This is a genomic window from Hydrogenophaga sp. 2FB (assembly GCF_005503365.1).
Lineage (GTDB): Bacteria > Pseudomonadota > Gammaproteobacteria > Burkholderiales > Burkholderiaceae_C > Hydrogenophaga.
On the sequence record NZ_SCML01000002.1, the window covers coordinates 78,723 to 90,998 of the forward strand.

At 58.7% G+C, this 12,276-nt stretch carries 14 protein-coding genes; 7 read left to right on the forward strand and 7 right to left on the reverse strand.

Translation table 11 applies throughout. The features are described from left to right. The first annotated feature begins 39 nt into the window (after positions 1-39). Positions 40-969 (forward strand): AcrVA2 family anti-CRISPR protein, encoded by a 930-nt coding sequence (locus FFS09_RS01385; RefSeq protein ID WP_137917076.1) that lies wholly within the window; start codon positions 40-42, stop codon positions 967-969. A gap of 37 nt (positions 970-1,006) precedes the next feature. Here FFS09_RS01385 and FFS09_RS01390 read toward each other — a convergent pair whose 3' ends face one another. After that, the gene (locus FFS09_RS01390) at positions 1,007-1,378 is read right to left on the reverse strand and encodes a hypothetical protein (RefSeq protein WP_137917077.1); all 372 of its coding nucleotides are present in this window, start codon (positions 1,376-1,378) and stop codon (positions 1,007-1,009) included. A gap of 164 nt (positions 1,379-1,542) precedes the next feature. Here FFS09_RS01390 and FFS09_RS01395 point away from each other — a divergent pair, with 164 nt between their 5' ends. Next, on the forward strand, positions 1,543-2,049 hold the full coding sequence (locus FFS09_RS01395) for a hypothetical protein (RefSeq protein WP_137917078.1): 507 nt from the start codon (positions 1,543-1,545) through the stop codon (positions 2,047-2,049). A gap of 43 nt (positions 2,050-2,092) precedes the next feature. Here the strand turns inward: FFS09_RS01395 and FFS09_RS01400 are convergent, their stop codons facing one another. The 4 genes from FFS09_RS01400 to FFS09_RS01415 form a co-directional block, all read right to left on the reverse strand. Continuing rightward, the gene (locus FFS09_RS01400; RefSeq protein ID WP_137917079.1) at positions 2,093-2,803 is read right to left on the reverse strand and encodes a hypothetical protein; all 711 of its coding nucleotides are present in this window, start codon (positions 2,801-2,803) and stop codon (positions 2,093-2,095) included. A 100-nt stretch (positions 2,804-2,903) separates the two neighbouring features. Continuing rightward, the gene (locus tag FFS09_RS01405; protein ID WP_137917080.1) at positions 2,904-3,335 is read right to left on the reverse strand and encodes a hypothetical protein; all 432 of its coding nucleotides are present in this window, start codon (positions 3,333-3,335) and stop codon (positions 2,904-2,906) included. Between the two features lie 270 nt (positions 3,336-3,605). Then, the gene (locus tag FFS09_RS01410; protein WP_171019819.1) at positions 3,606-5,621 is read right to left on the reverse strand and encodes a hybrid sensor histidine kinase/response regulator; all 2,016 of its coding nucleotides are present in this window, start codon (positions 5,619-5,621) and stop codon (positions 3,606-3,608) included. Between the two features lie 364 nt (positions 5,622-5,985). Beyond that, on the reverse strand, positions 5,986-6,804 hold the full coding sequence (locus tag FFS09_RS01415) for a hypothetical protein (protein ID WP_137917082.1): 819 nt from the start codon (positions 6,802-6,804) through the stop codon (positions 5,986-5,988). 274 nt (positions 6,805-7,078) lie between these two features. Here FFS09_RS01415 and FFS09_RS01420 point away from each other — a divergent pair, with 274 nt between their 5' ends. From FFS09_RS01420 to FFS09_RS01440, 5 genes are all read left to right on the forward strand, one after another. Continuing rightward, the gene (locus tag FFS09_RS01420; protein WP_137917083.1) at positions 7,079-8,644 is read left to right on the forward strand and encodes a hypothetical protein; all 1,566 of its coding nucleotides are present in this window, start codon (positions 7,079-7,081) and stop codon (positions 8,642-8,644) included. A 31-nt stretch (positions 8,645-8,675) separates the two neighbouring features. Beyond that, entirely contained in the window at positions 8,676-9,035 is a 360-nt protein-coding gene (locus tag FFS09_RS01425; protein ID WP_137917084.1) for a hypothetical protein, read from the forward strand. A gap of 124 nt (positions 9,036-9,159) precedes the next feature. Further along, positions 9,160-9,936 carry a hypothetical protein gene (locus FFS09_RS01430; RefSeq protein ID WP_171019820.1) on the forward strand — a complete coding sequence of 259 codons (777 nt, stop codon included), beginning with the start codon at positions 9,160-9,162 and terminating at the stop codon, positions 9,934-9,936. A 72-nt stretch (positions 9,937-10,008) separates the two neighbouring features. After that, positions 10,009-10,770 carry a hypothetical protein gene (locus FFS09_RS01435; protein WP_137917086.1) on the forward strand — a complete coding sequence of 254 codons (762 nt, stop codon included), beginning with the start codon at positions 10,009-10,011 and terminating at the stop codon, positions 10,768-10,770. Positions 10,771-10,898: 128 nt separating this feature from the next. After that, the gene (locus tag FFS09_RS01440; RefSeq protein ID WP_137917087.1) at positions 10,899-11,642 is read left to right on the forward strand and encodes a hypothetical protein; all 744 of its coding nucleotides are present in this window, start codon (positions 10,899-10,901) and stop codon (positions 11,640-11,642) included. Between the two features lie 29 nt (positions 11,643-11,671). Here FFS09_RS01440 and FFS09_RS01445 read toward each other — a convergent pair whose 3' ends face one another. Continuing rightward, positions 11,672-11,914, reverse strand: a complete 243-nt coding sequence (locus FFS09_RS01445; RefSeq protein ID WP_137917088.1) for a hypothetical protein — start codon at positions 11,912-11,914, stop codon at positions 11,672-11,674. A gap of 8 nt (positions 11,915-11,922) precedes the next feature. Further along, positions 11,923-12,225, reverse strand: coding sequence for a DUF7673 family protein (locus FFS09_RS01450; protein WP_252374189.1), 303 nt, complete (start codon positions 12,223-12,225; stop codon positions 11,923-11,925). Positions 12,226-12,276 lie beyond the last annotated feature (51 nt).

Sequence of the window (12,276 nt, forward strand, 5' to 3'; positions counted from 1 at the left end):
CGGCTGCAACTGAGCTGAACGCTTTCCCGAGGAGACCGCATGCAATTGCCCGCCAACACCAAAAGCCCCTACGCACCCATCCGCTACGAGGCGTCACGCCCTTTTTCGCGTGAGCTCGGCGCAGCCTTCATGGAGGCGGACAAGCGAGGGGAGGCCGCGCGCCTGCAGTTCATGCAGCAGTCCCTGATGCCAAAAATTGAAAAGGCTGTTGGCGTTGGGCCGAATGGTCCGGGCCCGGCGCAGAGTGAGATGGTGAACATCCAGATCTTTGGCTTCTACCTGAGCGGTGGCAAGGTCATCTACGACATCGCGAAAACGCTCACCCAGTCACTGGTTCACGGCGCCGGCGCAGCGACCACCTGCGGTGACCTGGTGTTTCCCTGCGGAAGCTTCTACGTGCACTTTGGCGCCGACGCGGGGCTTCACGACGGCGGCATGGCCATCGAGGGGGCTTTCGTCCACCACGCCGGCGACAGGATGATCATCAACCTGGCGCCTTCTGGCTTCGGCCAGCAGGGATTCAGGACGCTGCGCATGGGAGAGCCAATGATCGGCGTGCCCGTCATCCTGTCCGACAAGTCGATGCCTGTGGCCCAGGCAGTTGTGAGCTCGATCGACCAGATCATGTTCGTGAACCGGGCCAACCTGGCCAAGATCGCCGAAATGGAGGCGATGCTCGCCAGGCAGCATGGCAAGCCTGTGAGCGTTCGTGCGGGGATCGAGGACCTCAGCTCCAAAGAGACCATCCTGATCAGGGCCGTGCAGCTGCTGTCCAACACGCTGCTCTACCTGGCCGCGGTGCCTCAGGACGTCGAAGTTGCCTGGGGCCGCGGGACCCCGGTTGAGGCGCTGGATGCATTGCGCGCCGCCGTTGATCCTGAAGCCAGGAAAGCGATCGCTGACGCCATCACGGCCGCGGGGTATTCGAAGGTGCGCATGGTCGGGCGGTTGTCTGGCGGCATGAGATAGACGGGCCTGGCCATGGACGTGCGCCTGGCACCTGGTTCTACTGGCCGGATCCAGGCTTGCGCTGGAGCATCTCCTCCAACTCTTGGCGCGCTTTGGCGGCCCGCATGCTTTCCTCGCGCTGCTTATCGATCTCGGGCTGCATCGCATCAAGCTGATCACGGACCTTCTTCACGGTCTCCCACTTTTCGGCTTCTTTGCGTGCGGCTGGTGTCAGGGGCTCACTGCCGGCAGCGCGACTCGAGCCGTCATCGTTCTTCGCGCTGATGTAGACGAATACCGCGCACAGTGCCAGCGCAATGAAACCCCAGAGGAAGTTCTGCGACTGCTTCGGTGGCGAAGGGCGACGTGCAATCTCTTCTCGCAGCAAGCGCATCCTCTTCGCTTCGAAATCCTCATCTGGGCCGTCCATGGTTGCCTCCAAAACATGATCTGCGTGACCACGATGCTACCAATATCGCATTGAGAGAAACAATGGGAAACGAACCCATCAGGGAAGGTTCTGAAAGAGCAGAAGTCGAGCCTATAGAGAATGGCTAGACTTCGCGTCTGAAAACCATGTTCAGAGGATCATTTATGCGCCAAGAGTTTCAACTTCATCCGTCCCGCAAGCGAGGGCTGCCTGAAGGTAGCCGCATCATCACGCGAGGTAAAACTGTTTATCTGAGAATGATCAAGCAAGGGGACAGCGATGATCTTGTGACCGCTACTGCAAGCGAAGACGATGGCAGCTATTGGGTTTGCAGCGACAAGTCTAAGCTCGTTGCATCTGCTGTCTTGCTTAGGCATGAACGTGGCAATACGTCATCACAAATGACTGACACCGTTGGCAGGTCTTATATTTGGATTTGCAACGCGAAGTTTGAGCCCGGATCTGAATCTGAAACGAACGCAGAAATGAACGAACTGGTCGAAGACTTCTTTAGAATCTTCGACTCGTACAATCCAGCAGAGCCAAAGACTGTCAACGATATGAGGGATATCTACTCAGTGTTGGCAGTGGACGATTCAGATGACGAGGTCTACCTTAGTGATGGTGTCTGGCTCGGGAGTGATGGAAGCTTGCATGATCGAGGTCGATAGAACGGCTGCAACGATCTGCGTGATGGCGCCGGCCGGAGATTCCTCAAGCTTGAGCTTTGACCAGATTCTGCAGACCGGCATAGGCCCGATCGAACATCGTCTCGAATTCGATGGCGGACTTCCGATCGTAGGCTTCATCTTCTGACACGGCGGGTTTGCCAGGCACTGTCAGGAACGGAAGCCTTGCCATTTCGCCAGTGGTTTCTGCGCGCCCATACAGGTATCGGAAAAAGACATCCCAGTGGATGGGTCTGCTGAGCACGCTGTAACCCAGATCAGACGCACCCTTCTCCAGGATTTCGTATGCACCAACGTCGCACTCGGGGTCATATTCAACGCCGTTGCGGACCACTACGATCTTCTTCGCGGGTACACCTTGATCGAGAAGATGCGAGACATGCACCCACGTGTCGTGGATCTGCTTCACGTCCGGCATCGATGGAACCACGAACAGATCAATGAAGCTATGAACAGGTAACAGGAAGTCAGTGACTCTGGCTTCACACGAAGAGCCGACGTCGATCAAGAGAGGTGTGTCACTCGCCCTGCATCGAATCAGAATGGGTTCGAGCGTGTCGTAGAGGCTGTTGCCGGAATGCCTGATCGTCTCGTCCGCGTAGGCCAGTGGTGTCGAGTTGCGCCCTTCGATCGCCACGCAAAAAGTACCTGCACCCATACGAGGCTTGAGCCAGTGCTTGGCCAGCGTGGACTTGCCGGTGTTGCCGGAGCGGTTGGAGATGACGATGCGTTTCATGGTGATTGGTTAAGCAAAGGTCCAGTAAATGTCACCGACATGAGCGGCAACAAAAAAGCCGCTCAGCAATCCTGGCGGCTTTCCTCGATTGGGGCCTTGATCAGTACGGCTTGTACACGTCGCACTTGGCCTCGTTTTCGCAGGCGACCATCATTTCCGTGGTGGCGTTTCGAATGGCGAGGCGCTCAAGCTCTGAGAGTTGTGCTGGAGTCAGCGAGGCGTTGTCAGACTTGGTGGCATAGGCACTGAAAAATCGGCGGGGGACGTCCGACTTCGGTCCCTTCGGCGAGATGCCCACAGAGGCGTGGGCAAGCCCGCCGCTCGATGTCATGTATGCAGAAGAGAGAATCACAATTTTCCACTTCGCCGCAGGGAAATGGTCAGTGAATTTGTCCGTGACGACTCCCTTGATGAGATTTGCACCTTCAGCCGACCGACCGCCGTAAACGTGGGCGTAGAACTCTCCAGCGAACACCATGGGTGCAGCACAAACGGCAGCGCAAGCGATGAGGGACTTCAACGAATACTTCACTTCGAGCTCCTAAAAACAGATTGGTATGCATAAAGGATATCACATAAGCCGTATCTTGAAGCGTGGGTTGGTGTGCACGACGATGCGGCAGATCCGGCGATCAGGCAACAAAAAAGCCGCACAGCATTCACTGGCGGCTTTCGAAATTGGCGTCCCGATACTTCTCACCCGTCAGGACCGGCGGGCGCATCGCAATTATAGGTGGTGCCCATGACAGATCGGTGACCTCATGGCGTGTGACGGAACCGAATAACGGGCGGAAACGACCTCTTATCCACTCTTCTGTGCGTTCTCGATGACCTCCTGCGCCAGGCGGTGCACGGCAGCGACCAGCTCCTCGACGGAGTTGGGCTTGTAGATCAGCTCGGTGACACCCAACGCAGGCGCCTGGGCCCGCAGATCATCCGAGATGTACCCGGAGGTGATGGCCACGGGCAGGCCAGGCCTTTGCGCTCGAGCGTCACGCACGAAGTCCAGTCCGGACATGCCGGGCATGTTGTAGTCGGTGATGGCCAGGTCGAAGGACATCGAGTCATCGCGTACGGCCTCCAGAGCTGAAAACGCGTCAGCGAACCCCGTGACTTCATAGCCCTCACGCCGCAGCAGGCGCTCCATCAGCGAGGTGATGATCTCATCGTCATCGACGTAGAGGATGTGGATGTTCTTCTTGGCGGCCACTTTCCCCTGACCATGTGAAGCCGGTGAATCCACCCCGTTGCCAACGACAGGCTTCGAATCGCCAATGGCCGCGGGAAAGTAGATCGTGAACGTGGTGCCCAGGCCTGGTGCACTTTCAATCTTCATGATGGCATCGTGGTCTCGCAGGATGCCGTGCACCACAGACATGCCCAGGCCCGTCCCCTTGCCTGGGGCCTTGGTGGTGAAGAAGGGCTCGAACATGCGCTTTTGAGTGGCCTCATCCATGCCATGCCCGTTATCGCGCACGATCAGCCTTACCCATGTCTCATGGTCTGAGGACGGTAGCTTGCCGTGATGAGCATCCAGTTGGACTTCCACGAGACCCTGACCTGCAGCCAGGCCGGCTGCCTGAATCGCATGCCAGGCATTCGTGCACAGGTTCAGGAGCACCTGTGAGATCTGCGAGCCATCAGCCAGCACCGGTGGGATGTTGTCGCCCACCTGGGTTCGCAGCTCCAGTCCCGCGGGCAGCGTAGCGCGCAGCAATTGGACGGAGTCGACTACGACCGGAGGCATGGCGATCACGTTGCGCGCCAGGCGCTGGCGCCGGCCGAAGGCAAGGATCTGCTGGACCAGGTCTCGCGCGCGCCTGCTGGCCTTGTGGATCTCCGTCAGGCAGACGTAGACCGGGCTGTCCACCGGTACATCGTCCATGGCCAGCTTCACGTTGCCGATGATGGCGGCCACGATGTTGTTGAAGTCATGGGCCACGCCGCCGGCCAAGGTGCCCAGCGCTTCCATCTTCTGCGACTCGCGCAACTGAGACTGGAGCAGGTCTCGCATGGCCTCGGATTCGCGGCGCTCGGTCAGATCGAAGTCGATGCAGTAGAACTCGGGATCGCGGCCAGGGATGTCGAGGTAGGCGTGACTGGAAAATACGTCAACCGTCGTGCCATCTTTGCGCAGCAGCGACAGGTCGGCCGGCGGAATGGGCGAACCGGACTCGATCATCACGTCGACCGCTTTGGCCACGCCCTCGCGCAGTTCGGGGGGGATGATCAGGTCGAGGAGGTTTTTGCCGATCGCCTCTTCGGCGGTGAAACCGTACAGGAGCTCGGATGCGTGGTTCCAGTACCGGGTGGTCATGTCAATTCCGTAGCCCTGCACCGAGACGTTGGGCACGTACGAGAGCAGCTGGCGAAAACGTGCCTCGCTATCTCGCATGCTCTCATTGGCGCGCCTGCTGTCCGAGACGTCCACCACCACGGTGTTCCACACCATCCAGCCCTCAGCTTCGATTTGAGGGCGGCCAACGCCGCGGAGCCATTTCAGCTTTCCCGACGGCGTGGTGATTCGCCATTCCTGAGTCCAGTCGGAGACGGTGTTCGCAGCCGTCTTCAGCGCCGCCCGCATGAGCTGGATGTCCTTCGGCTCCATGGTGTCCCAGAGCGCGCATGCGTCGTTCTCGAAGGCGTCAGCATGAACCTCCCAGAGCTCCAGGCACCCGGGGCTTCGCCATCGGCACTCGAACTTGCCGTCTGGGCCCACGGCGTACTGGAGCAGGGCGCCTGGCATGTTCGCGACCATTTTCTGGCAAGAGGACTCGCCAGGACTCTGGATTTCATCAGGTCGATCGAGCTTGGGCACGACGGGTCTCCTTACAGAACTGGGCAATTCGTTCGGTGACAGATGCTGGCCCATTGTGCTCCTGCACTGGAAAAGCCGGCGCCAATCAATTCACAGGAGATGCGGCCGCTCTAACTTTCCATCGATGCTCACCTGCGCACCTCATTGCCGAGGGCGATGACTTCATGGGAAATATCGGTGAATTCATGTACTGGCATTCATTCGACCAGGCGTGCAGCGTGGGATGTCTGCGCGAGGCTGCTGGGGCGAAACAACGCGCATGAAGATCGTCTCTTCACCCAGTCAGGAATCAGCCGGCACACCTTTTCTCCAGCTTGAAACGTCGCGGCAGCGGCGGCCTTTGGGGCAGCACCGCGAGGACTGATCAGCGCCGCATCGAGGGCCGATTTTTTGGTGCCTCTTGAGAAGCTTCGGCGTCCACCGCCTGGGAGGCATTCGCGCTGTCAACTCGTGCCTTCAGGGTCTCGACAATCGTCTGCAGGACCGTGGGATCCAGTTTGCTGAGTGGCTTCTTGGGCAGTTCGTTCATGATGCCACCTGGGAAGCCCGTGATGACATCGGCACCGGCGCGGACGATGGCCAGCAGCCCCAGCGTGTTGCCGCCATGAAGCATTGATTCCACGCTCTCGTGGGGAAGGGCAATCATGGCTCCAGGGGCGGTCTGTTGACCGTTGAAACGCCCGCTGTTGTATCCGGCCATCACGTAGGCTTGCAAGAGGAAGACGTAACCCTCGCCCACATTTCCAGGATGACTTGAGAAGAGTGGAAGTCTCAGATACTTGGCGCTCATCAGTTCCGCCATCAAGGCGTCGCTGGAATCCTGAAACTTGGGGCCGATCAGGCGAATGAACTCTGGGTCTTCGTCGAAGTCCCCGATATTGCGCTCATCACCAAACGGGATGCCCTCGGCGATAAAAACTAGAAGTTTCCCCATCGCCTTGAGATTGGCCATCTCGGGTTCGTCTCGCGTTGCGTTCTCAAAGGCGTCCCTGGTGTACTGCGCAAGGAGATCGCGATGAAGGCGAACCTTGTCCGCATACGGGAGGGGTGCGAGGGCTGCGCGCAACTCATCGGCATTGGGCTTGTTCTCGGGGGAAATCGTGGCATTCAGGAAGTCGTCGCACTCCTGCAGGTGAGCGTTGAGCTTCTGCTGGGAATGGGCTGCCAAGGGGAAAATGGTCATCGGTGCGCCTGGTGTAGTGGGAACTTTGATATGCGGAAAGTATATCGCCTACACCATATTTCCCCATGATGCTCCCTACCCAGGCGATAGTGATTGCCAGCGAGAGCCTTGTAGACAGCGGGAAAATTGAGAACTAAACTAGCCGCACTCCATCCCCTGAGTGCTGCTCACATCGGCAAAAGGTGGCGCCTTTCGAACCTCAAACACCCCCTTGGAAACCCCATGGTGGCGCTGAACATGTGAGCTGTTCTCCAATGCTGCCGATGGAGTTCCCATGTCTTCAGATTCATTCTTGAATCGCGCCCGCAGTGATTTGCGCGCAAGCCTTACTGATTCCGGCACCAATGCACTCGACGCGCTTGAGCAAGTGTTCAAGTCGCGCGCCAAAACACTGCAGCGCGAGCTACCCAAGGAAGACTCGACGCCGAAGCTGATGAAGCTTCAGGAGTCGATGGCCAAGGCCTTGGGGTTTCACAACACCCATGCACTTCAGGAAACCATCCGTGGTTTGCGAGGACTGATCGACGATGGTCTCATCTACTTTGATGAGGCTGTTCGATCCCGTTTCGGAGCAGTCGAAGCACTGGTTCCGCTGTTCAGACTTGCCCAAGCCACGGAGGACTTCGATGACACTGGCTTCGGCATCGAAGAAGCTCTCGTACCTGGCCCCTTCGACATTGACTTCTTGCAAGAGTTTTGCGCACGCCTGGCGCAGCACATTCCGTATTCTCAGCCCGCATTGCTTGACGGCATGGCCAGATCGTGGATCGGGCAGGACGACTGGCAAGCTGTGCACAGCGAGGAGGTAGAGGTCGGTCGGGCGTTGATGAAATTCGTTGTTTTTGGAGATCTTTCCAAGGCATCGTCATATGGTCGCTTTGAACTGACGGAGGAGGGTGTTCATGTCTCACGACGCCTCCCGTCTCCTCTTCACTACCCTGACAAGGATTCAGAGCTTACGGAAGAGCACCGCAAGATTTTTTTCGACAACTTGGGCATGTTCGAAACTTGCAACAGCATGCTGATGTGCGCCCTGAATGTGGTCGAGCTGCTCAGATGGTTCCCAGACCTTGGAGAAGATCTCCTACCGGATGGGTATTCTGAGCAAGTGATCATCAGAGCGACGAAGGCGGCTGACAAATTGGTGCCGGCGGGATTTCGAGGAAAGATCCCGTATCTCGAAGATGAAAACAGAGATTACATTGCGATGCTGGCCGAGCGCATGTGCATAGGGTTGGAAGCCGGTGATTCATGGGAGGATGCGCTGAGACGGGCCAACAAGCTCATGCGAATTTGCCCCGATGTTGGATTGGGAATTCGCGAGCAGCAGTTGGTTCTCCAGGCAGTTGTAAAGGGTGACTCACCCAAGACCCGCGCTGCCATTCAAAAGATCAGGGGCAAGGAATCGGCCTCGCGAATGCTGGCAGCAGGAACTGCGCTTGTTGTGCTAGGAGACGAGGCTGGCCTGGCTGACATCGTTTCGGCTTGCTTTCACGACAGCCAGATCGTCTACTACGTGCTTGAATCCATGCTCCACGACAAGAGCGATCCATTTGGGGGGCCAACGTGGTCAGAAAACCTCAGAGAAAAGACATCCGCCATCCTGCAAGTTTTCAACCGCAGTGAGAAGTTGAACGCATGGCTCAGCGGCATCGTCGCAGACAAGCGCTGGGCACCAGAAGTTCGGGCTGTTCGTTTGAGAATGCCTGTTTGTGATGGCGTGAATTCTGGCCGGCTTGAATGGTCTCAATGGTCGGAAAAAGCCCGAGGCCGAGCAATCCATTTTGCGCAGGTCCTCTTGGCCGACCATCCACTTCCTACGGATCTCGATTTACATTGACAGCCCGCGTGTGGTGTGCGCAGCACTCGACATGACTTCGATTCATCAGATGGAGAAAACGATGCCCAAAACCGGTCTTGTAGTGGGTGTGCCGCCGCACGAAAAAGACTCCGACATCATTAAAGCCCTGGCGGCGGCCAAGCGCAAGCTTGGGGGGTCCAGCGATGCGGTCATCGCCATCAAAAACGAAGCCGGCGCCATCTACCGCTACGCGGTGATCAATGGAATCCACCAAGAGATGCACCTGGCCGAGCGCCTTGAGGATTTGGGGCTGCTGGATGAGACGGAGCAGGGCGCCAGGCGACCCAAGGGTGTGTGGACGGTGTTCGGCCGCGGCCGGGACTTGAGTTTGAAGGGCATCCTGGCGGAGCACCAGGCTTCCAAGCGGTGAGCCGAGTGATCGCGCCATGATGCCAGTTCGATACGCAGACCGTTGCAAGGAGGTCCTGGAGCACTTCGAGCTTGCTGGCATCACGCTGGAAGATTGGTCTCGTGCCCATGGCTTCCCTTCTTCCATGGTTCACAGCGTTCTACATGGAGCCCGACTCCAAGAGCCTGGCACCGTGCCCTGGAGGATTGCCTACGAACTGGGGCTGGTGGTCGACATCGAAGGCCTCTACGAGCCCGGCATTCTCATGGGCGTTGGGGTGCTTGACCCATCCCGGTTCCCTCTCGCGCGGACATTCGTGGAGAACCTCGGGCCGCTGGCCAGGTGGTGGGCAATACGCCATGGCACAGATCTCAGAACCATCAACATGTTGCTTGATCGCACCAACTTGGCGGTCAAGTCACCCCTGCTGAAGGTTGCGAGAACGATGCTCATACTGCAGCCGAGATTCATGATGTCATGGGAGCGCGGCGGCAAAGGAAATGCTTCTGCGACGCCCACTGACGGCCTCGAGCCCGGCCATGCCGCAACGGGATCGATGGCCGCCGTGCCTGATGTCGAAACTGGTGATGCTTCCTCAGAAGAGGAAGTGCCTGGCGTCGCCCATGAAGACGCACCCGGGTGTGATGCGAGAGCTGGTGAGGCGGAGATCTACATGTCTCTCGCGGAGCAGCTCATCCTGAGGGTCCACAGACAGGTGAGGCCGCAGCTGTCGCCCCATAACAGTCGGCCCCCACGGGACCCGTCATTGATTCCTCTGCCTGTGAGAGATGAGTCGCGTGATCTTGATGATGAATCGTGGACCGAAGGGGACGTCGAAGAAGAGGCGGAAGAGGAAGTCGACCAACCGATCGATGATGGCGCCAAGGTCTGCACGGGGAAGCATCCAGACTGGCCGACCTGATCTCATGTCACTGGCTCGGGTGATGAGTTCATCGTCCAGAATTGCCACTTCACAACAATGGAGAGGCAAGGCGTGCTGACGATCATCAAGGAAATGAACCTGGCCAGCGCCAGGAATCCGGTTTACGGGAGCGTGCAGCACTTCCTCGAGCGACTCCTGGTCGACGTGGCCGCGGCGAACTACCGCTACTTCCTCAATGACCACCTGAGCAAGGCGCGCCAGGCGGGGCTTCGGAATCCTCAGAGTGCATGCCACTCACCGCTGCTGGAAAACGAGGCGCAGATCTCCGGGCTGTTCTCGGCCGCGCTCTCCGGTTTTTGTCCCGTCTTCAGGCCTGAGTTCCCGTTGGCAGGTGAGGTCGACTTCATGGTGACCTACGGTGAGCGAGAGATCGCCCTGGAAAACAAGCAGGTCAGCGTCGAGTCGATCACCTCAGCTGCGGAGGTGGTGGCGCTCGAGAAACGCTGGAAGAGTGTCGTCGAGCAATCCCAGCGGCGCCTGGCATTGATGAGGGAGGACAAGGTCAGATTCCGTCACCCGATCTCCATTGGGCTGCTCATGGTGCGTGTGAGCCAGAAGGTCCGTGTGGCTGCGAACGTCTCTCCAGAGGAGAAGGCCGAGAAGGCCCTGCAGGCGGGGCTGAAGGACTTCAACGAGGGTGCTTTGACATTGGGCGGGAACGTGAAGAGCTTTGCTCGCGCCCACTTTGTGGCCAAGTACGAGTTCCCCAGGGAGATGCAGATCATGTCGGGCTGGAAGAGGGATAGGCGCAGCGGGGGCGATCGGGTGTTTCCGGGGGTGGTGTTCCTGGCCCACGTCTGCACGAGGGTCTGAAGAGGGGCCTATGGGTTGCCCATGGCTATGTACTGAGAGGACAAATAGGCAGGACAAGTAGATTCGGCGTTTGCATGCTCGCTTGCCATGCGGTACCTTGTATCGATCAATAGCACCTGGTGAAGCGAATGGGACGAACGACGACGTGGCTGGCTGAGCATCGGCCTGAGATGGTGGAGATTCTTGAAGAGATCGAGCAAAACGCTTTCGCACAAGATGGCACGCCACTGAGAGGCGACATCACCCAGATGCTCGAGCTGCTCGCGGTGGCCACGGCAGGGCCTCGAGAATCCCCCCGGGCGGTGGCGGCCATGCGCAAGGCCTGGTGGCGCTGGAAAACGGACGGACAAGGTGCAACCACGCCTCCGGTTATCGAGCTCGCGCAGATCGTTCGTTACGCCAAAGGCAATGGCTGGCTGCGCAACCTCACGAGTCCCGGCGCCTTGAGGCTGGTGAGCAGACTGATGCAGGCACTGCGCGACGCCAACCCGATGCAACGCCGCGAGTCGGAGCACGCATGGCGCGAGGCCGTGAAAGAGCCGGTTGATCAACTCATTGCCGGCATTGAACCGCAGTTGACCAGGCATGCTGCTACGCAACCTCGAAGCAGTACCGCCGACATGCATAGGTCCGCACTGGTTCAGATGGAGGTCCATGCCATGGTGACAGGCTTCTTCGAGCAGCTGATCCGAACCCTCGAAGAGCCGCGCAAGCCTGGCAACGGTCAGGGCGATGGTCAGCCCCTCCTGCAGCCGCGAGAAGGGTGGCCAGACGCGTTGATGTCCATGGCAGCGGATATCTCGAAGATCCTCAACCGAGCGGCCGACGACATGGGATCGATCGAGAAATCACTTCAGCGCAGCGCTGGCTAAAGACACCGGTTCGGGTTCAGGGTGCTCGACTAGCGCGATGAGTACAGTCCGTTTGCGAGATCATCCCTAAGGCATTGCACCCAGCCGCCGTTCTCCCGCGGGTACTCACCATGCACCGGGCCCGCAACCTTGACGACTTCAGTGACCGCACCGAGATCGGGTGTGTAGCGCATGGCGCTGAAGGAATATGGGCCTACCTGGCCATGGGCTTCGAGCAGCTGCGCGGCTTCATCAACTTCAGCCTGCGTGAGTTCGATGGAGATGCCTTGCATGTGCCCTCCTATGCCCGCCAGCGGCGATGCAGCGCCTCGAACTCTGGCCCAAACCCCAGTGAGTCCGGATAGCGCCGGGCCCGGTGGATGTAGCCCAGGACCACCAGGATGGCGTCGGCCAGTTCCTGGTCCAGGCTCCACAAGGCAGTCGGGTCCCAGCCTCCGCATTCAACGGCATTCCACCAGCTCAACAGGAAGTCAGCGACACGCTCGCTCTGTCCGGTGTCATTTCGCGCGACCGCCAGCAGCTGCTCGAGGCTGCGGATCTCGATGGCGGACATTGCGACGACAGGTGTTTCAGTGGAACTCATGACCAATTATGGGATGACCGGTCAATAGTGCACAAGGAGCCGATGGTGGAG